Here is a 21,158-nt window from a genome sequence, read left to right on the forward strand (position 1 = left end):
TAAGTTTCGATGGATATTTTAATTACACACGGCCCTATGTTGGTCATGATAGCTGCTGTTGTCGGCTTTTTTATGGCTTGGGGTATTGGTGCAAATGACGTAGCTAACGCGATGGGTACATCAGTTGGTTCAAAAGCACTTACAATTAAACAAGCGATTATTATCGCTATGATCTTTGAATTTGCTGGTGCATATTTAGCCGGCGGAGAAGTTACCTCAACTATTCGTAAGGGTATTATTGACCCCGAGTATTTTACTGACATTCCGCATTTACTTGTCTACGGTATGATCTCAGCTTTACTTGCTGCTGCTACATGGTTACTTATCGCTTCTGCGCTAGGTTGGCCAGTATCTACAACACACTCAATTGTTGGCGCCATTATTGGATTCGCAGCAATTGGTGTAAGCGTTGATACAGTTGCTTGGGGTAAAGTAGGTGGTATTGTGGGGAGTTGGATAGTAACGCCATTACTTTCAGGCTTTATTGCTTTCCTTATCTTTAATAGTGCTCAAAAGCTTATTTTCGATACAGATCACCCACTACGCCAAGCTAAGCGTTGGGTGCCAATGTATATGTTTATGGCAGGCTTTGTACTTTCTTTAGTAACAATTAAGAAAGGGTTAAAGCACATAGGCTTAGAGATTGGTGCAACGGAAGGCTATATTTACGCGGTTGCGGTAGCATTGCTTGTAGCAATTGTTGGTAAAGTGTTTATTGCTCGTCTTAAGTTTGACGAGACAGGAGATAAATCAAGCCACTATGTAAACGTAGAAAAAGTATTTGCCGTGTTAATGATAATTACCGCTTGTTGTATGGCGTTTGCTCACGGTTCAAACGATGTTGCTAACGCGATTGGCCCATTAGCTGCTGTTGTGAGCATTGTTGGTAACGAAGGTGAAATCGTTAAGAAAGCTGCGCTAGCATGGTGGATACTACCATTAGGTGGTTTAGGTATTGTTGCAGGTCTTGCCATTTTTGGTCATCGAGTCATCGCAACAATAGGTAAAGGTATAACTCACCTAACGCCAAGTCGTGGTTTTGCCGCAGAGCTTGCAGCAGCGTGTACCGTTGTGATTGCTTCTGGTACAGGTTTACCAATTTCAACTACTCAAACGTTAGTTGGTGCGGTATTAGGTGTAGGTATGGCACGTGGTATTGCAGCAATAAATTTAGGTGTAGTGCGTAATATTGTAGTATCGTGGGTTATTACATTGCCTGTTGGTGCAGGTTTATCGATTGTATTCTTCTGGATATTATCTAGCTCACTTGCTTAGTAACTTATTGAGTTTAAAAAGCCACTTATAAAGAGTGGCTTTTTTTTATCTGTTAAATTGCTAATATTAATCAATATGTGATTTTTAATTATAATTATTGATAAATATGGCCAGTACTTTACCTAATTTAAAACATCTTCAATACCTACTTGCACTCCATCAGCATCAAAACTTTAACCGAGCGGCCGAGGCATGCTTTGTAAGTCAATCGACGTTAAGTAGCGCGATATTAAAGTTAGAAGAGCAATTAGGTTGTCAGCTGTTAGAACGAGATCATAAGTCTTTCGTCTTTACTCCCCATGGCGAAGAAGTCGTTAAAAAAGCAAGACAAATTATCGTTGCAACCACTGAATTGGCTGATTTCTGTCAACATCATGGCACACCTTTCGGTGGTGGTTTACGTCTAGGGAGTATTCCAACTATTGCACCTTATGTACTTACTGACCTAGCTCGCATCTGTCATGAAGAATTGCCTGAACTCTCTTTATTCTTACGTGAAGACACGACTGAAAACTTAATGAGAATGTTAGCTGACGGTGAAATTGATGTAGCGTTACTTGCTTTACCGGTACAACAGCATAGCTTTCAGCAAAAAGTGGTTGGTAAAGATGCTTTTTATATTGCAGGCAATCCAGCGTTGATAACAAAAGTTAAAACGCAATCCGATTATCGCTTGCTGCCCCAGCACTCTATTTTTCTTTTATCACAAGAACATTGTTTATCAGAGCATGCGGTAAGCGCATGTAATGTCGAAGATCAAACGTTAATTAACCCATTTTTCTCTTCAAGTCTAACAACATTGGTACAAATGGCGGCATACCATAACGGGGTTACGTTCTTGCCTGAAATGGCGGTAGATAAAGGGGTTGGTTCAGAAGAAGGGTTGGCGTTAGAAAAAATGCCTAATGATATGTATAGAGAAATTGGCCTACTATGGCGCACAACCAGTATGAGGCAAAGGCTTTACGCTAAGTTGACCAATATAATCTCAACGTTGTTTGAAAAAAATTAATTTTTTTCAAACTATTTAAACTCTTGCCTCTACCTTATTAATAACAACGTTGATAAATCAATAAAAAGTAGGAAACTCAGTGTTCAAACGGAGCGATGAAGCGCTAATTAAACAAGCTTTGAAAGGGAGTAAGTCTGCCTGGGAAGGTTTAGTTAAACGCTATGAAAGCGGCATCTATAACTATGCATATCGTATGGTAAATCATCCTGATGATGCGATGGATTTAATGCAGGATATATTTATTGCTGTCTTTAGGAATTTATCTTCTTTTCGCGGTGATAGTCCTTTCAAGGGATGGCTATTTAAAATTGCGCATTATCGCTGTATTGAGTATTACCGAAAGAAAAAGCCGCTACAGTCGATAGATGATACGCCAGAGCAGGAAGATGAAAGTGAAGAAAGTTGCCCTGAGTATGATTTAACACAAGGTCAGGAAAACAAAGCCTTACACCTTGCAATGCAGCGTTTACCATTTAATCAAAAATTAATGGTAGAAATGAAGTTTTTCCAGCATTTTACATTTGAAGATATTGCTAATCAGCTAGGTATTTCAACTAATACAGCAAAGTCGAGATTGTATAGTGCATTAGATAAATTAAAAGACTATCTGGAGGTGGAAGATGTCGCCGCGTGATAATCAATTTGATGATTGGCTTGATAAGAAGTTAAGTAACGAGCAGTCAGAACAGTTTGAGAATGATGTAAATAATGAGCAATCAATGAAAGAACAAATTGCTACAGCAAAATATGTTGAATACTTAGTTGATCAAGAGCACACCCGAAAAGTACCTGATTGGGATAGATCAGCAGGTATCGAGTTTGAAGACAAACGATGGTGGCAATGGCAAGGTTTGCCTGTGTTATCCATGGGGTTTTCATGCTTTGCAATGGTATTGGTGTTGTTCAATGTGCAATTAGCGGTTAACGATGATGGTGTGCTGTTAATCTTCGGTCAACAGAACTCTAGTCAACAACAAGTCGCAAAATTAGTCGATGAAAAGTTGAATGCTTATCAACAACAACAACAATTAGCGCTTGCAAACTTTACAGCTGATTTATCAGCGAAACAGCAAGAAAGCAATTTACAGCTAGCAGGTTATATTCTTGATACGTCACGACAGGAGCGTAAAGAAGATATTAGTGATTTTATTCAGTTTGTTAATGCTCAGCGCCAAGATGATGTTGTTGAGCAGCGCATTCGATATCAACGATTAGAAGATGCTATTCAGTATCAAGGTCAGTTTATAAATAATACAAGTATTCAGCCTGCAAGCTGGGTGTCAGAGGAGTAGAAAAATGAAAAAGTTAGCCGCAGTTTTACCTTGTTTTATCGCAGGTGCGTCAATGGCTGCCGATGTAAGTTTTGAGCAGTTACACAAGCAACTTGATATTATGAATAATATTATCAAATCATCAGTAACTAGTGGTGATAATAGGCAAAATATTAAACTTTCAGGTGTTGAAAGTACTTACCTAAAAGGACAAGGGGTACTGTTTACTTTGCGCTCTCAAAGCCGTTTTGGTCACTGGGGCAATTATAATTTTGATGTTGTAATGCCACCAATGCCGCCAATGCCGCCGCTATCTCCTGATCAAATTGTTGATATAGAGACTACAGTTGCTGAAGCTGCAGAAATTGCCGACATTGATGTAGAAAAGGAAGTTGCTAAAGCAATGGAAAATGCGTCGAGAACCTACGAGCGTGTTATCGAAATCCATCACGATAAGCATGAAACTTACCGAGATTTAAGAGAAGAGCAACGTGATTTAGCTTACGAGCTTAGAGATATTACTCGTGAAAAACGCGATATGGAGTATCAATTAAAGCGCTCTGAAGACAAAGAAGACAAGGCCGAACTTAAGTCTGAGTTAGCTGCACTGGAAAAGAAAAAGAAAAAAATCCTTGCCAGTAAAAAAGAATTAACTGAGAAGGCGAAACAGATAAAGTCCAAACAGTTAGCAGAACAAAGTAAGCAAGAAACTGCACGTAAGGGGTACTATGAAAATTTAAGTGCTGCGATGGCTGAAACTTTATGTTTATATGGTAACGGATTGAAAGCACTACCTAAAGGTGAGAATGTAACGGTAATTTTAAAATCCGGTGGCGATAAATTAGGTCGTCAATACCAAGATAAAATTCATGTGTTTACTAAGCGTAATATCAATGGCTGTGCGATAGATAAAATTACATCGACACAATTGCTAGAGAAAAGCAAAGCCTATCAGTTTTAATCGCTAGGGCGAGTGTAAAAGAGAATTAAAAAAGCCACTGTAAAGTGGCTTTTTTAATTCAAGAAAAGGGTTCAACGATTAACTACGTTTTACATTGCAAGTGCTATTTTGATGCTTTTTCAGTGTCATTTCACCTTCCTCATTCATCGAGTAACTTGGCGTTGAGTGAGTAAAGCTAGCAATAAGTTGTTGAAGCTTGTCATTAAATACTGTGGCTAGTGCAAAAAAATCACTCTTCTTCGCTACTGGGCTCATATGGTTAATGACTTTTTCGTCGAGCGGAATCTTTACCAAAGGCTTATCAAATATTTGTGCGAACTTTTCAGTCGCATATAAACTGTCTGACACTCCAAAATCGTTGTAGCTTTTGACTGACGTATATTTATTAACAATGACTAAATTGTAGTCGGCAGCTTGCGGTACAGCAGCAATAGCATGAGATACAGTAAAACATAAACTGGCAGAGCTTACGGCTGCAGCAGCAAATATTGCTTTTAGTTTTGTTTTCATAAATCCATCCTTTTAGCTTTTCTTACAAGACCGTCACACTTGTAACTAAATTGCACAATTTTAATATAATTTGTAACAATCGAATATGCTAACGCTTTGGGATAAGTGGCGGGTATTCTGAGATAAACCGCAAAGATATTACTTATTACAAAGGTTTTTCATCTTCGTACAGTGTTTAATAAGCTTAATTACAAAATTAGAAGGTTGGATGTAAGAAAGCGTCATTGGTTCCATAAGAATTATAGAAACCTAATATGACGCTTTTATTAAGGTGGGATTTTTTACTTAGTTGCTTTGTTTCTTAGTTAAACGGTACTGGTGAAGTAGTGGCTCAGTATAACCGCTTGGTTGTGTTTGGCCTTTAAATACCAAATCACATGCTGCTTTAAAGGCAATGCTCTGCTCGAAGTTATCCGCCATAGCTTGATATAAAGGGTCACTAGCATTTTGCTGATCAACAATTTTAGCCATTTTCTTCAAACTTGCCATTGCTTGTGCCTCTGTACATATGCCGTGCTTTAACCAGTTAGCCATATGTTGACTTGAAATGCGTAGCGTTGCTCTATCTTCCATTAGGCCTATATTGTTAATGTCTGGCACCTTTGAACACCCAACACCTTGGTCAATCCATCGCACAACGTAACCTAAAATACCTTGTGAGTTATTATCGAGTTCTTCGCAAATTTCAGCTGCAGACCAGTTTGTATTATCAGCTAGCGGGATTTGCAAAATATCATCGATATTTGCAGGCTCTCTACCTTTAAGGGTTTGTTGTAGATCCGCGACGTTAATTTGATGGTAATGTAGCGCATGAATAGTTGCTGCTGTCGGCGATGGTACCCAAGCGGTATTTGCACCTGACTCAACATGCGCTAATTTTGCTTTATACATAGCGTCCATATTATCTGGAACTGGCCACATTCCTTTACCTATTTGAGCTTTTCCGCTAAAGCCACATTGTAAACCAACATCAACATTGCTTTGCTCATAAGCACCTATCCACTGTGTTAACTTGATGTCATTTTTTCGCGTCATGGCTCCGGCTAGCATAGATGTATGAATTTCATCACCTGTTCTATCTAAAAAGCCAGTGTTAATAAATACAACTCTATCTTTTGCCTGGTAGATACAGTTTTTAAGGTTGAGGCTAGTACGGCGCTCTTCATCCATAATGCCCATCTTTATAGTGTTATCAGGTAAACCTAACATTAGTTCTACACGTGCAAACAATTCATTTGCAAATGCAACTTCTTCACTGCCATGCATTTTAGGTTTTACGATATAAATAGAGCCCTGATTACTGTTTTGGCCTGCGAATTGTCCTTTAACATCCAAGCTACCAATTAAGCTTGTTACTATGGCATCAATAATACCTTCTGGCATTTCATTACCATTGCTATCTAAAATGGCATTGTTAGTCATTAAATGGCCAACATTACGCACAAACATGACGCTGCGTGATTTTACTTCGAGTGTTTCGCCGTCAGTTTTAGTAAAGATTTTATTTGCATTCATCTTACGAGCAAACGATTTGCCGCCTTTTGATACAGTCTCAGATAAGTCACCTTTAATAAGCCCTAACCAGTTTTTATAAGCGACAACCTTATCTTCAGCATCCACAGCTGCAACTGAATCTTCACAGTCCATTATCGTGGTTAGCGCTGATTCTAATAATACATCGGACAAACCTGCTTCGTCTTGCTGGGCGATAGCACTGCTTTGATCAAAACATAACTCGATTAGTAATTGATGGTGTTTAAATAAGTAGCTGATATTGCTATCGCTATGCTGTGCAAACCCCATTAAAGACTCTGGCTTTTGCAAGCCAACTTGATTACCGTTATTTAATGTAGCAACTAGATTTTTTTGCTCAATTGCATACTTAGTGACGTCTGCATGAGACCCTTGAGTCAATGGTAAACTTCTATCAAGAAAGTCTTTAGCAAACGCTACAACTTTAGCGCCTCGCACTGGGTTATAACCACCTGCTTTTTCAGCACCGTTATCTTCGCCAATGATATCAGAGCCATACAAAGCGTCGTATAAACTGCCCCAACGAGCATTCACTGCATTTAACGCAAAACGTGCATTCATAATTGGCACAACAAGTTGAGGGCCTGCCATTGTTGCAAGCTCCTTATCTACGTTTTGTGTGCCGATTGAGAAGTTTTCAACAACGGGTTCAATATAGTTAATGTTTTGTAGAAAACTTTTGTATTGCATAAAAGTATCAGCGTTATAACTATTTTCTTCATGCCAGCTGTCAATTTGCTTTTGTAATTGCTCTCGTTTTTCTAATAACGCCTTATTCTTTGGCGCTAGTTCGGTAAAAATATCCGAAGTTTTTTGCCAAAAATGCTCAGGCTCTATATCTGTTAGGGGTAACACATTTTGTGAAATAAACTGGAATAAGCTGCTAGAAACTTGCAAATCATGAATCGAATTGTACTCAGCCATAGAACACCATCATTTAAATTTATTAAGATTGTGACAATGTATTCACAAAAGGTTATATAGGCAAGTGTCCAAAGAAAGATGTAAAGTGTAACTAAGTTGATACTAGAGCGGCAATAATTGTTGTTATACCATTAAACTCTCTTAAAACAATGACTTAAGATTTTCCGGTGTGCACGGAATATTACTTTATAGCTGTTATTGTTGTTGTTGATACTTTGTATTCATGCTGTTTATATAGGGGCCTGGTTGTAAAAAAACCACCAAACATCACATTTGATGGTTTTATAACAATATAGATTAGCCTTTACCTTAAGTCACTTTAGCAATCAGCAGCCGCTTCCATTACGAGTTGTCTAAACCAAATGTGGCTTGCATCATGATGTAACAAAGGGCTCCAGATCATTTTCAATTCAATATCAGGAATATCAAACGGTGGTTTTAAAATAGTGAAGTTTGGATCGTCTTTGTGAAGCAAAGCCGCTTTACTTGGTAGTGTTGCTATTAAACCATCTTCAAAAGCTAATTGCATAGCTACATGGTAGTTACGAGTAAAAACCTTTATGTCTCGCTTCTTGCCAAGCCGTGCTAAAGCTTCGTCTACCCAACCAAGTTTTTGTACGTCTTTAGGATCCATACCGACACCGACACCAAACCCTGTTTTAGACACCCACACATGCTTCGAGGCCAAATAACTGTTCAAATTAAACTTTGTAACTACTTCATTATCAGCACTTAGCAAACAAGAGAAACCATCTCGCCATACTGTTTTTTGGTGGAATGACTGCGGTAGCTCATCAAAACGGTTAATCGCCATATCAATTTTACCGGCTTCAACATCATGGAAATTTACATCACTTGGCGTCATGATATCCATGGTGACATTTGGTGCTATTTTATTAATTCTTTTCAATAGCTTTGGTATTAGTGTAGATGCGGCATAGTCACTTGCCATAATACGGAATACACGTTGGCTATTTTCCTGGTTGAAATCTTCTTCTCCTTGAAGCGCTTCTTCCAATTCGAGTAATATTTTGCGGATAACAGGTGATAAGGCACGGGCACGTTCGGTAGGTACCATGCCATCAGAAGTTCTTACTAAAATAGGATCGTTAAATAAGGTTCTTAGACGCTTTAAACCGTTACTCATTGCGGGCTGAGTAATGTTTAATTGGCTTGCTGCACGCGTTACATTTTTCTCTCTAAGTAGCACGTCTAAATAGATTAATAGGTTTAAGTCTATTTTAGATATATTCATTGCATTTATCCTGTTACCAAAAAGTATTACTAAAGAATATGGCTTTGCTTGGTTATTTTGCAAGTGGTTTTTTATTTATTAGAGTAAATGATGTTTTTACTACTAAAATAACTGTTGTGAATGGTGGTAATATTTAATATATATTTTAAGAATGCGTGATAGTTGTTGTATTGTTCTTGCAACTCGATATGAAAGTTTACTTTGTCGATATCAAGATGAAACGAACGGTTAAGTTGTTGACTTGATGAACAACACAACGAAGTGAATAAGCCTTTAAGCTGATAAATATCGTAAGACATTTTAAATTTTTGAAAAAGACACGTGGAGAATGATATGTCTAATTATCAAAGTGCAATTGAAGCAGTAAGAGCGATTAAAGAAAAAGCAGGTGATTCTTGGGGAGCAATCGACCCTGAAAATGTTGCCCGTATGCGTGTTCAAAATAGATTTAAATCAGGTCTTGATATCGCTAAGTATACAGCAGACATTATGCGTGCAGATATGGATGCTTTTGATGCAGACAATACAAAATACACACAATCATTAGGTTGTTGGCATGGTTTTGTTGGTCAACAAAAGCTGATTTCAATTAAGAAGCATTTTGGTTCTACTAAGCGCAGATATTTATATCTTTCTGGTTGGATGGTTGCAGCGTTACGCTCTGAGTTTGGCCCTTTACCTGACCAATCAATGCATGAGAAGACAGCGGTAGCATCTTTAGTTGAAGAGCTTTATACATTTTTACGCCAAGCAGATGCTCGCGAATTAGGTCTTTTATTCAGCGCATTAGATAAAGCAAGAGAAGCTGATGATCAAGCGAAGGCTAAAGAAATCCAAGACGCTATCGACAACTTCGAAACGCATGTTGTGCCAATTGTTGCTGATATTGATGCAGGTTTCGGTAATGCAGAAGCAACTTACTTGATGGCTAAGCAAATGATTGAAGCTGGTGCCTGTGCGCTTCAAATTGAAAACCAAGTAGCAGATGAAAAACAATGTGGTCACCAAGACGGTAAAGTAACCGTACCACATGCAGATTTCCACGCGAAGATTCGTGCGCTACGTCATGCTTTCTTAGAGTTGGGCGTAGATAACGGTATCATTGTAGCGCGTACCGACTCTGAAGGTGCAGGCCTTACGAAAGAAATCGCTGTTGTTAAAGAACCAGGCGATGAAGGTGATATCTATAATTCTTACTTAGATGTAGAAGAGATTGATGTATCACAAATGCGTGAAGGTGATGTGTGCTTAAATCGTGATGGTAAGCTAGTTCGTCCTAAGCGATTACCTTCAGGTTTATATCAGTTCCGTGAAGGTACAGGTCATGAACGTTGTGTATTTGACTGTATTGGAGCATTAAACGCTGGTGCTGATTTGCTTTGGATTGAAACGGCTGTTCCAACAGTACATGAAATCAAAGGAATGATGGACGACGTTCGCAAAGTTCATCCTAATGCAAAACTTGTTTATAACAATTCTCCATCGTTTAACTGGACGCTTAACTTCCGTCAGCAAGCATATGATGCTTGGGCAGAAGCGGGTAAAGATGTTTCTGCATATGACCGTGGTGACTTAATGAATGCTAAGTATGATGATTCTGAATTGTCTGCAGAAGCTGATGAGCGCGTACGTACATTCCAAGCCGATACGTCTCGTGAAGCGAATGTATTCCACCACCTAATTACATTACCTACTTATCATACAACAGCCTTGTCTGTAGATAACTTGGCGAAAGAGTACTTTGGTGAAGCAGGTATGCTTGGCTATGTTAAAGGTGTACAACGTCAAGAAATTCGTCAAGGTATTGCCTGTGTAAAACATCAAAATATGTCAGGCTCTGATATTGGTGATTCGCACAAAGAGTACTTCGCTGGTGAAAACGCGCTTAAAGCGGGCGGTGCGAAAAATACTTCTAACCAATTTAGCTAATATCTTATCGGTTTTGATACTAGCAAATGCTAAAAAACGCTTAGGTCCCAACCCCTAAGCGTTTTTTTTATCTACAAGATGTAATGTATGCCACGGTGCCAAGCACGGCAAAAAGTAGCGATGTACAGAATATTCGGGAATAGAAGCTATTTAGCTAAATAGGCTTTCATAGTATCGACATCACTGACTTCAAAAGGATCTGTTGGGCAATTATCCATTAAGCCATCTTCGACAAACATTTGTTTAATTTCTCCATCGACGACATGCATTGAGTAACGCCAAGATCTATCACCAAAACCTAGATTTTCTTTTTTAACTAACATGCCCATGAGGCGTGTAAAATCGCCATTACCATCTGGCAATAGTTTGACATTTTTGGCACCAAGCTTTAACCCCCATTGATACATAGTGAAGGCATCATTAACACTTATGCAATAAACCTCATCGACTCCAAGTGCTTTTAATTCGTCGTATTTTTCATCGTAGCCAGGAAGATGTGTACTTGAGCAGGTAGGAGTAAATGCTCCAGGTAGTGAAAACATTACGATATTTTTATTTTTAAAAATGTCATCAGTAGTGACGTCTTGCCATTTAAATGGGTTGTCGCCACCGATACTTTCGTCTCTAACTCGCGTTCTAAATACTACTTGTGGAACTTGGTTTGGCATAACTGCTTTCCTTTAATAAATGATTCTACTTATAAAAATAGAAAAGAGATGAGATAAAGCAAGCATTATTGAATGATAAAGTAGCGTATAGAATTATACCCATAAAAAAAGCCGCAAAAGCGGCTTTTTAACGAAACTGATTCAGTTATTTAACTTCTTCTCCTGCTGCTTGCTTATCTGCGTGATAAGAAGATCTAACTAGCGGTCCGCAAGCTGCGTGTTTAAAGCCCATTTTCATTGCTTCTTCATGGAACATGTTAAATTCATCTGGATGAACGTAACGCTCTACAGGAAGGTGATCTTTACTCGGCTGCAAATATTGTCCTATGGTTAGCATAGTTACACCATGGGCACGAAGGTCACGCATTACTTCTAAGATTTCTTCGTTGGTTTCTCCTAAGCCGACCATTAAGCCTGACTTTGTTGGTACATCTGGGTTTGCTTCACCAAACTTTTTCAATAGATCTAATGACCATTGATAGTTAGCACCAGGTCGCGCTTTGGTATATAAACGTGGTGCAGTTTCCATATTATGATTAAATACATGTGGAGGATGAGCATTCAATACTTCTAATGCGCGGTCCATTCGACCACGAAAATCTGGTACTAAAATTTCTACTTTCGTGTGTGGTGCAAGTTCTGCAATTTCCTTTACACATTCAGCAAACTGACTAGCACCACCATCACGTAAATCGTCGCGATCTACCGAAGTAATAACGACATATTTCAATGCCATGTCTTTTAGTGTTAACGCTAGTTTTTTAGGTTCTTCTGCATTTGGTTTTAAAGGACGTCCGTGAGCAACATCACAAAATGGACAACGGCGCGTACAAATATCTCCAAGTATCATGAAGGTGGCAGTACCGTGATTAAAGCACTCTGAAAGGTTAGGGCATGAAGCCTCTTCACAGACAGAATGTAAACCATGTTTACGTAATCCAGATTTTATTGCATCAATCTTCTCTGTTGTACGAGGAAGTTTGATTCGCAACCATTCAGGTTTTCTAAGCATTTTTTCTCGCTCAGAAGGGACTACTTTGATCGGGATGTGCGCTAATTTATCGGCATCACGAAGTTTAGTGCCTGCCTCGATTCGGGAAGATTTAATTGTCATATTGCTGTTCCAAACCTGTTTGGTATTGAAGCTCACTTGCTTCAAGTAATTCGCTTAAATGCTTGACTAAGCTTTCACCCGCTTGCGTTACGGTAGAAGGCCCTGCTAAGTCTGTACTTTGCACCATTTCTAGTCCTGCATATCCGCAGGGGTTAATACGTAAGAAAGGCTCCATATCCATGTTTATGTTTATTGCTAACCCATGGAACGAGCAGCCCTTGCGAACACGTAAACCTAGTGATGCTATTTTTTTATCGTCAACATATACACCTGGCGCATCTGGCTTTGGATATGCTTTAATGCCGAAATCAGCCAATGAGTTGACTATGCCGTTTTCAATTAAAGTAACTAACTGACGAACACCCATTTTTCGACGTCGTAAGTTGATCATAAAATAAATTACTTGCTGGCCTGGACCGTGATAGGTTACCTGACCACCACGATCTACTTTAACTACAGGTATATCACCTGGCATTAGTAAGTGTTCTTCTTTACCCGCTTGGCCTTGAGTAAAAACTGGAGGGTGCTCCACTAACCATAACTCGTCCAAGCTTTGTTCATCACGATTATCGGTAAAGGCTTGCATAGCATGCCAAACTTTCGTGTAGTCCATCTGCGCGAGTTGTCGAATAATTAACGGATTATTCAAGGGAATACCCTATAAAATTTAATTGAGTGGATTATATCTGAATAAATAACCTAAATCACCGGAGGATGAGTATGGGTATTTGATCTTACACAAACTTACAGAACGTATCTTACTTGTTCAATTGCCGTAAGTGTTTTATAGATTTTTTCAATATGGTCTTTGCTCGTAACTCTTACTGCAACTGACACTGACCAATAGTTGCCTTTTGAGCTAGGTTTTATTTTTGGTGAGTAATCACCAGGGGTGTGCTTTTGTAATTCTGCAACAATTAAATCGGGTAATTCGTCACAAGCGACACCCATTATTTTAAAGTTAAGTACCGTTGGGAACTCTAAAAGTTCATCAAATTTCGTTTGCATGTTTACTCTCTATGCCTGACCATTGACTAGCGATTGCTTAAATGATTGAAATAACTTATGTATTTCTCTCGCTGTGTCACCTATCTCACCATTAGCGATTATTTTATCATTAATCTGATAAACAGGGCTAATTTCACGAGACGAGCTGCTTATCCAAACTTCGTCAGCTTGTAACAATTGCTCAACACTTATCGCACTTTGAACTACCTTAATGGAGGCTTTTTCTGCTAATTCAATAATTAGATCGCGAGTAATTCCCGCCAATATGTAATTATTTTTAGGTGGCGTGTAAATAACCTTGCCTTTTACCATAAAAACATTGCTGGCCGTTGCTTCGGTTACTTGATTGTCTCGATATAAAATAGCTTCTTCAAAGCCATTATCTTGTGCTTGGTTACGGAGGATAATGTTTCCAAGTAAAGCGGTTGTCTTTATGTCGCAATGTTGCCAACGAAAATCATCTAACAGTGCTACTTTTATAGCCTTGAGTGTCGCGACTTCGGTTGAAAGTGGCATTGGCATTATAAGCACTGTTGGTAGAGTTTGCTTATCTAGCACATGGTCACGTTCTTTGTCTGAGCCGCGTGTTACTTGTATGTATATAGATAAGTGGCCACCCCCGTTTTTGTTGATGACTTGTTCTATGAGTTCTTGCCATTGAGGCGAGGAGTGAGGAGAGTCTAAATTAATTGCGCTAAGGCAGAACTCAAGTCTATCGAGGTGCTCTTTTAACCGAAACGGTTCATTATTGTAAACAGGAATAACTTCATAAATACTATCTGCAAATAGAAAGCCTCGGTCACATACTGAGACTTTGGCATCTTGTTTTGCGATATATTCGCCGTTTAAATAAACCGTTTTTGTCATCGTTTGAGTTAAATTTATTTAACGAATTGAAGCTTTACATAATCGACTAAGCGACTGAACATACTGCCTTCATTAATTTCTTGCAATGTGACTAGCGGGTATTGGGCAATATCTTCACCATTTAATGTTAGGTAAAGCGTACCAACTTCTTCACCTTTTGCTAATGGCGCTACCAGTTGCTTACTTAATTCAAAGTTAGCTTTAATTTTTTTACGTTGACCACGTGGAATAGTTATTGGTGTGCTAGACAGTATGCCTAGGTTTACTTCTTTAACATCACCCATCCAAACGCGATCTGTAGCAAATGTTTCACCTGCCTGGTACGGGGTAATTGTTTCGAAAAATCTAAAGCCGTAATTGAGTAGTTTCTTACTTTCTACTTTGCGAGCACGTTCACTTTCCGTGCCCATTACAACAGTCACTAAGCGCATGCCGCCCTTAACTGCTGAGGTTACTAGGCTATAACCTGCTTTTGAATGATAACCTGTTTTGATGCCGTCTACGTCTAAACTTTTATCCCAAAGTAAGCTATTACGGTTGTATTGCTTAATGTCGTTGTAGGTATAAGATCGTTGTTTGTAGAGCGCATATTCTTCAGGTACATCACGTATTAATGCGATTGCTAATGTCGCCATGTCTCTTGGCGTAGTAAAATGCTCTTTGCTGTGCAATCCATGGCTGTTTTCAAAGTAAGTACTGTTCATACCTAACTGCTGCGCATGGGCATTCATTAGGTCAGCGAAAGCGTCTTCACTACCAGCGATATGCTCAGCCATAGCAACACATGCATCATTCCCAGACGCTACTACGATACCTTGATTAAGTTCTTCAACGCTTACTTCAGTGCCTACTTCGATAAACATTTTAGAAGAGTCAGGGAAGTTTTTTGCCCAGGCATTTTCACTAATTGGCACCATGTCGGTTTGTTTAATGTTGCCTTCTTGTAACTCTCGTCCAATGATGTAGCTTGTCATCATTTTAGTTAGGCTAGCAGGCTCCAACTGAGAGTCAGCATTACCTTCAGCAATAACTTTACCAGTTGTGTAATCTAGAAGAATAAAACCGTTGGCGTTAATTTCTGGAGCGTCTGGCGTCACACTAATTGATTGTGCAAATGCAGTCGAAGATAGTGTAATAGCGCCGAATAATAGCAACCAACGCTTAGTTGATTTAGCCAAAGATTTAGCTAATGGGCGTGACATAATATTCCTTGAATTTAGTAATTTGTAAGAAGTGTTGCAAACGAGCACAATTTTCGAAGGCAACAGACAAAATTGCCGACAGTATACCATTACTGTTGCTATTTTCTACGGGGAAACTGGCTAAGATAAAGACTTAATGTAATATTTTGCGACGATAGGCTGAATCATAGCCAGAGCGTTTTAAAGTGCTAACCAATTCACTGGTGTCAAACTGCTCATCAAACGGACCCATTTGCACACGGTACACGCCATTATTCTCAGGAAAGATTACATTTTGCTGATAAAGGCTGGCTAAGGCTGTTGCCGTATTTTCTGCGACTTCAGCATTTCGAGTTGCAAATACTTGTATGTATATCGCTGATTGTGTTTTAGCTGATGGTTTTACTGCTTGTTTGTTTTCGTTTTGGGTGTTCTGTTTTGTTATTTTTTGAGTATCAAGTTGTTGATCAAATTGCGTAATTGCTTCAATTTTCACTTGGGCAGTACCGGTTTTTAACATGCCAAGTTTGTATGCAGCGCTATATGATAAATCGATAACGCGACTTTGGTGGAATGGCCCACGATCATTGACGCGTACAATCACTGATTTTTGATTCGTTAAATTGGTAACTCTTACATAGGTCGGCAACGGTAGGTTTTTATGAGCTGCGCTCATCGCGTACATATCGTATATTTCGCCATTTGAAGTCAGGTGCCCGTGAAATTTATTACCATACCAAGAAGCTATGCCTGTTTGCACAAAGTTATGTGCTGAGTCTAGTACTTGGTAACTTTTACCTCTCACTTGATATTGTTTCTTGTTACCACCACGACTTTTAGGTTCGAATCGTGGAATTGGATCTCTAAGCTCTGCTTGTGTAGGGAGCCGGGTAGGAGTGCTGTCATGAGCCTGCTGGTAACGGCCAGAGTTATAGCTACAACTTGCTAATACAAATGATAAAGTAAGAACAAAAAGTAAATTTGAATTCCGCATAAGCTATTGAGCTATAAACCTACGATGTGTGCCAATTGCCATTAGCATGCCAAAGCCTGCCATCAATGTCACCATTGAAGTTCCACCATAGCTTACAAGTGGTAGCGGTACCCCTACAACAGGTAATAAGCCTGATACCATGCCAATATTAACGAAAACATACACGAAAAAAGTTAATGTAATGCTGCCTGCGAGTAGTTTTGCAAAAGCTTGCTGGGCATTTACTGCAATCCATAAACCACGCATGACTATGGCTAAGTAAGTAATCAATAGCAAAGAAACGCCAACTAGCCCAAATTCTTCACTGAAAACAGCAAAAATAAAGTCAGTATGCCTTTCAGGTAAAAACTCTAATTGAGACTGTGTACCTTGCAGCCATCCTTTACCGTTTAAGCCGCCTGAGCCGATAGCGATTTTTGATTGAATAATGTGGTAACCCGAGCCTAATGGATCTTGCTCTGGGTTTAAGAAGGTGAGTACTCGTTGCTTTTGATAATCTTTCATCAAAAACATCCAAAATACAGGTGTGAATGCTGATGCTAAGCCAACGCAAGTACCAATTAATTTCCAGCTAGCACCGGCAAGGAATATAACAAAAAGTCCTGAGCTAGCAATAAGCAATGATGTACCTAAATCTGGTTGCTTGGCAATTAATAGTGTGGGAATAAGCACAAGAATAAAAGCAATAAGAATGTTGCCTAGTTTGGCTGGAAGGTCATGCTGACTAATAAACCAAGCAACAGTAATAGGCACTATTAGTTTCATAACTTCTGATGGTTGAAATTGCATGAAACCTAGGTTTAACCAGCGTTGTGCACCTTTACCCATTGTGCCGACAAGTAATACCGCGACTAACATTCCCAGACCTACGACAAACATAGGTACGGCCCATTTTAAATAGTACCGAGGAGGGATCTGAGCAACGAAGAACATGACGACTAATGCAATGCCTAAACGTATTCCTTGCCTAACCACTAAGTCAGCGTTTTGCCCACCTGCACTATATACAACGAAAAGCCCTAGAATCATCAGGCATAAAATACCGACAAGCAATGGTAAATCAATATGAAGTTTTTGCCAGATATCCTTTTTCTTGGCTTGATCATGTCCAGTTGAACGCATTAATGAGCTCCAGTATGAGATGCAGATTCAGAAAAGTGTTCATTGTGAACTGGATGCATAGTAGAACTATATTCGCTTTTGATCACTCGATTACCAAAATATTGATCCATAATTTGTCTAGCAACAGGTGCGGCATTAGTCGCTCCACCGCCTTGAGCTACATTTTCTATTGCTACCGCGACTACAATCTCGGGTTTGTCAAAAGGAGCAAAAGAAATGAACATTGCGTTATCTCGTTTGTTTTCTTGAATCTTACTGGCGTCATACTTTTCATCTTTAGCTAATCGAGCTACTTGAGCGGAGCCTGTCTTCCCCGCCGCGTCATATTGGTGACCTTTAAATGCATTATGTCCAGTTGCACCTTGTTTTTGCACTGTCGAATGCATTGCATCTAGGACTATTTGCCAGTTACTTTGTTCAGTTAGTTGTATTGGAGGGTGCTCTTCTATTTCATAAGGCTGTGCTTGTACTTTTACAATATTTTTGTCGTCTGCTTGAACATAAGTTGTTTGAGAAGTTGCTTTAAGCATGTGTGGTGTTTTTACTTCGCCTTTATTGACGAGTATTGATGTTGCTTGTGCTAGTTGCAGCGGTGTAACTGTCCAATAACTTTGTCCAATACCAACGGATATGGTTTCCCCTGTGTACCAAGGCTGATTAAAACGAGCTCTTTTCCAACCAACACTTGGTAAAATACCGCGACTTTCTTCGTGGATATCGATACCTGTGTATTCACCAAAGCCAAATTTATCCATCATATCGCTAATGTTATCGATGCCTAATTTATAGGCCAGATTATAAAAATAAACATTACAAGATTTTTCAACCGCTCTTGTTAGGCTAATCCAACCATGACCACCTTTACGCATGTCCTTATATTTTTTTTCTACTTTTGGTATTTGAAAAAAGCCAGGGTCATACACCTTACTTTCTTTGGTGATAACGCCTTTATCTAAGCCCGTAAGTGCAATAAATGGTTTAATCGTAGAGGCTGGTGGATAGCCTTGAACTGTACGGTTAATTAGCGGTAAGTCTTTAGAAGATAGTAATTTTTTATAATTTTTCGAGCTAATACCGTGGACAAATAAGTTACCGTCATAACTTGGATTAGAGTACATAGCAAGTACGCCACCATCTCTAGGATCGATAGCGACAACGGCGCCACGTTTGCCACTTAATGCGCGTTTAGCGATCATTTGCAACTCGATATCTAACGTTAATGTTAGATCTTTGCCAGGAGTAGGGGGCGTAAAGTCTAAGGTACGAATAATTCGGCCTTGGTTATTTATCTCTACTTCTTGGTGGCCTATGGTGCCATGTAAAATATCTTCGTAATATCTTTCTAAGCCGAGTTTTCCTATTTCACGAGTAGCGGCATAGTTTTCTGTTTTCCCTTGTTCTTCTAACTTATTGGCATCTTTGCGGTTAATACGAGCAACATAACCTAGATTATGTGTAGTTAGATCGCCAAATGGATAATAGCGTTTTAAGCGTGCATCAATAAACAGCCCAGGATATTTATGCTGATTTACAGAAAATAGTGCAACCTGTTGGTCACTTAATCTTGAATGGAGCTCAAGCGGTTTAAAACGTCGCTTTCCTTTCGTTGCTTTGAAAAACTTTTCTTGTTTCTCTTTGCTAATACCCAATAAATCGCTGACTTCAGCAATTGTCGTGTCCAAATCTTCAACTTGCTCTGGAATGACCTCTAAGCTGTAAATGGGCTTGTTTTCAGCTAATAACACGCCATTGCGATCGTAAATCTGGCCTCTGTTAGGTGCAACAGGTAGTAGTTTAATGCGATTACTGTTCGAGCGTGTTTGGTACTTTTCGAAAGAGTTTACTTCTAGGTTGTAAACGTTACTAAATAATATTAACAACATTACAACGACACCAATAAAGGCGATAAATGTTCGGCGAGCAAATAGATTTGCTTCTGCCGTGTGATTTCTTATCGATACGCGTTTAATAGGTGCCATAGATTTTTAATTATTCTCTATGGTAAGGATGATTATTGTTTACGCTCCAAGCTCGATATAAGCTTTCTGCAATCAATATTCTTACCATAGGGTGTGGCAAGGTTAATGGGGATAACGACCACTTTTGCTCTGAAGCTTTTATACAAGCGGGCGCTAAACCTTCTGGGCCACCCACTAGCAAGGCTACGTCTCTACTATCGTGTTGCCAACGTTCTAATTGTTTAGCTAACATTGGGGTATCCCAAGGTTTACCTGTAACTTCAAGTGTGACGATACGATTACCTTTAGGAATTGCCGCCAACATTAGTTCGCCTTCTTTATCGAGAATTCTGGCGATATCAGCATTTTTTCCTCGCTTTCCAGGCGGGATTTCAACTAAGTCGAAACTTAAATCACGTGGAAATCGTCGTGCATACTCTTCAAAGCCTTGCACAACCCAAGCGGGCATTTTGTTACCAACGGCATATAAGGTTAATCGCATAGTCTATAAGCCTATTGGTTATTTACTCTTCCCAAAGTTGTTCTAATTGGTATTTGTCTCTTTGTTCATCAGTCATAATGTGAACAATCACTGAGCCTAAATCGACTAAAGACCATTCACCGATATCATTTCCTTCGATGCCCAATGGCTCTACACCCTCAGCGCGACATTCCATCGCAACATTTTGTGCAATTGATTTTACATGTCGGTTTGAGTTTCCAGATGCGATAACCATGTAGTCAGCAAAACTTGCCTTGTTTTGAATGTCCAGCGTAATAATATCGCGGCCTTTTAAATCATCGATCTTTTCATGAACGAAAGTGGAAAGCGCTTCACTTTGCAAGGTTTTTTCCTTATTCAATAATGTCTTTGGCAATACTACCATTATTTATTTCAGCCGTTAACCGCAGAAATGTAAGATAGCTTTAATTAATTACGATATAAGCCAGTTTCAGAAATATATTGCGCAATAGCCGCAGGTAAATGAGATTTAGTAATCTGATCTAGGCCAGTATTTGCCAATTGGGTTTTTAACAAGGTTGATGAAATATCGTAATTCATTGGAGGAAGTAGATAGATTTGGCCACTGTTTGCTAAGTTTATATGATTCACCAAATACTGAGTAACATTACTGTTAAGGTTAGAGTATTGAGCGTCAAGTTCAATACCGGGGCGAGTACAAACAATTAAATTAGTGAGTGTTAATATTTCCTGCCATTTATGCCATAAATGAAGGTTTACTAAAGAATCCATGCCAATTACAAAGTTCAGTGCTGATTGCGGTAGCTCCCGCTTAATTTCAGCTAACGTATCTACAGTAAATGATGGTGTTTCTCTGTTTAACTCTCTGCAATCAATACTCAGAAACGGCTCTGTTGAAGCTAAAGAGTTTAACATGGCCAAACGGTGCTCACTACTTACTTTGGGAGTTGCTTTATGAGGAGGAATATGTGCCGGCAATAAAGTAATATTTGGTATAGCTAGAGACGTCGTTACATGCTTAGCAACCGCTAAATGACCATTGTGAAATGGGTCGAAAGTACCCCCAAAATATAACTTGATTTCTCCGGTCAT

Annotated in this window: 20 protein-coding genes and 1 pseudogene; 6 read left to right on the top strand and 15 right to left on the bottom strand. The window is 39.2% G+C overall.

Annotation, left to right across the window (positions count from 1 at the left end):
- The first annotated feature begins 9 nt into the window (after positions 1–9).
- The 5 genes from HII17_RS05445 (at position 10) to HII17_RS05465 (ending at position 4,519) form a co-directional block, all read left to right on the top strand.
- Entirely contained in the window at positions 10–1,275 is a 1,266-nt protein-coding gene (locus tag HII17_RS05445; protein ID WP_169074353.1) for an inorganic phosphate transporter, read from the top strand.
- Between the two features lie 106 nt (positions 1,276–1,381).
- On the top strand, positions 1,382–2,287 hold the full coding sequence (locus tag HII17_RS05450; protein ID WP_169074354.1) for a hydrogen peroxide-inducible genes activator: 906 nt from the start codon (positions 1,382–1,384) through the stop codon (positions 2,285–2,287).
- A gap of 79 nt (positions 2,288–2,366) precedes the next feature.
- Positions 2,367–2,921, top strand: coding sequence for an RNA polymerase sigma factor (locus tag HII17_RS05455; RefSeq protein WP_169074355.1), 555 nt, complete (start codon positions 2,367–2,369; stop codon positions 2,919–2,921).
- Entirely contained in the window at positions 2,908–3,579 is a 672-nt protein-coding gene (locus tag HII17_RS05460; RefSeq protein WP_169074356.1) for a hypothetical protein, read from the top strand. Before HII17_RS05455 ends, HII17_RS05460 begins: the two co-directional genes overlap by 14 nt.
- Positions 3,580–3,583: 4 nt before the next feature.
- Positions 3,584–4,519 carry a hypothetical protein gene (locus tag HII17_RS05465; protein WP_169074357.1) on the top strand — a complete coding sequence of 312 codons (936 nt, stop codon included), beginning with the start codon at positions 3,584–3,586 and terminating at the stop codon, positions 4,517–4,519.
- 78 nt (positions 4,520–4,597) lie between these two features.
- Here the strand turns inward: HII17_RS05465 and HII17_RS05470 are convergent, their stop codons facing one another.
- The 3 genes from HII17_RS05470 to HII17_RS05480 all read right to left on the bottom strand — a co-directional run bounded on the left by HII17_RS05470 (position 4,598) and on the right by HII17_RS05480 (position 8,741).
- Complete coding sequence (locus tag HII17_RS05470; RefSeq protein WP_169074358.1) at positions 4,598–5,029, bottom strand: hypothetical protein; 432 nt, start codon at positions 5,027–5,029, stop codon at positions 4,598–4,600.
- Positions 5,030–5,314: 285 nt separating this feature from the next.
- Positions 5,315–7,486 carry a malate synthase G gene (locus tag HII17_RS05475; RefSeq protein WP_169074359.1) on the bottom strand — a complete coding sequence of 724 codons (2,172 nt, stop codon included), beginning with the start codon at positions 7,484–7,486 and terminating at the stop codon, positions 5,315–5,317.
- Positions 7,487–7,805: 319 nt separating this feature from the next.
- Complete coding sequence (locus HII17_RS05480; protein ID WP_169074360.1) at positions 7,806–8,741, bottom strand: LysR family transcriptional regulator; 936 nt, start codon at positions 8,739–8,741, stop codon at positions 7,806–7,808.
- A 333-nt stretch (positions 8,742–9,074) separates the two neighbouring features.
- On the opposite strand from HII17_RS05480, the gene HII17_RS05485 reads away from it, so the two are divergent.
- On the top strand, positions 9,075–10,670 hold the full coding sequence (locus HII17_RS05485; protein WP_169074361.1) for an isocitrate lyase: 1,596 nt from the start codon (positions 9,075–9,077) through the stop codon (positions 10,668–10,670).
- Positions 10,671–10,825: 155 nt separating this feature from the next.
- Here HII17_RS05485 and HII17_RS05490 read toward each other — a convergent pair.
- The 12 genes and pseudogenes from HII17_RS05490 to nadD all read right to left on the bottom strand — a co-directional run.
- Positions 10,826–11,338: pseudogene (locus tag HII17_RS05490) on the bottom strand (redoxin family protein); the annotation flags it as partial.
- A gap of 145 nt (positions 11,339–11,483) precedes the next feature.
- Entirely contained in the window at positions 11,484–12,452 is a 969-nt protein-coding gene (gene lipA / locus HII17_RS05495) for a lipoyl synthase (RefSeq protein WP_169074363.1), read from the bottom strand.
- On the bottom strand, positions 12,442–13,065 hold the full coding sequence (gene lipB, locus HII17_RS05500; RefSeq protein ID WP_211185296.1) for a lipoyl(octanoyl) transferase LipB: 624 nt from the start codon (positions 13,063–13,065) through the stop codon (positions 12,442–12,444). Before lipB ends, lipA begins: the two co-directional genes overlap by 11 nt.
- Before the next feature lie 131 nt (positions 13,066–13,196).
- Positions 13,197–13,460, bottom strand: coding sequence for a DUF493 family protein YbeD (ybeD, locus tag HII17_RS05505; protein WP_169074364.1), 264 nt, complete (start codon positions 13,458–13,460; stop codon positions 13,197–13,199).
- A 9-nt stretch (positions 13,461–13,469) separates the two neighbouring features.
- Complete coding sequence (locus HII17_RS05510; RefSeq protein WP_169074365.1) at positions 13,470–14,327, bottom strand: D-amino acid aminotransferase; 858 nt, start codon at positions 14,325–14,327, stop codon at positions 13,470–13,472.
- Between the two features lie 14 nt (positions 14,328–14,341).
- Positions 14,342–15,529: a serine hydrolase gene (locus tag HII17_RS05515; RefSeq protein WP_169074366.1), complete on the bottom strand. Its 1,188-nt coding sequence runs from the start codon at positions 15,527–15,529 to the stop codon at positions 14,342–14,344.
- A gap of 133 nt (positions 15,530–15,662) precedes the next feature.
- The gene (locus tag HII17_RS05520) at positions 15,663–16,502 is read right to left on the bottom strand and encodes a septal ring lytic transglycosylase RlpA family protein (protein WP_169074367.1); all 840 of its coding nucleotides are present in this window, start codon (positions 16,500–16,502) and stop codon (positions 15,663–15,665) included.
- Positions 16,503–16,505: 3 nt separating this feature from the next.
- Complete coding sequence (gene rodA / locus HII17_RS05525) at positions 16,506–17,624, bottom strand: rod shape-determining protein RodA (RefSeq protein ID WP_169074368.1); 1,119 nt, start codon at positions 17,622–17,624, stop codon at positions 16,506–16,508.
- The gene (gene mrdA / locus HII17_RS05530; RefSeq protein WP_169074369.1) at positions 17,624–19,603 is read right to left on the bottom strand and encodes a penicillin-binding protein 2; all 1,980 of its coding nucleotides are present in this window, start codon (positions 19,601–19,603) and stop codon (positions 17,624–17,626) included. Before mrdA ends, rodA begins: the two co-directional genes overlap by 1 nt.
- Before the next feature lie 10 nt (positions 19,604–19,613).
- On the bottom strand, positions 19,614–20,084 hold the full coding sequence (rlmH, locus tag HII17_RS05535; RefSeq protein WP_169074370.1) for a 23S rRNA (pseudouridine(1915)-N(3))-methyltransferase RlmH: 471 nt from the start codon (positions 20,082–20,084) through the stop codon (positions 19,614–19,616).
- A 22-nt stretch (positions 20,085–20,106) separates the two neighbouring features.
- On the bottom strand, positions 20,107–20,427 hold the full coding sequence (gene rsfS / locus HII17_RS05540; RefSeq protein ID WP_169074926.1) for a ribosome silencing factor: 321 nt from the start codon (positions 20,425–20,427) through the stop codon (positions 20,107–20,109).
- Between the two features lie 86 nt (positions 20,428–20,513).
- A complete protein-coding gene (nadD, locus tag HII17_RS05545; protein WP_169074371.1) occupies positions 20,514–21,158 on the bottom strand; it encodes a nicotinate-nucleotide adenylyltransferase in 645 nt (214 codons plus the stop codon).

It is taken from the genome of Thalassotalea algicola, from assembly GCF_012932965.1.
Classification (GTDB): Bacteria; Pseudomonadota; Gammaproteobacteria; order Enterobacterales; family Alteromonadaceae; genus Thalassotalea_F; species Thalassotalea_F algicola.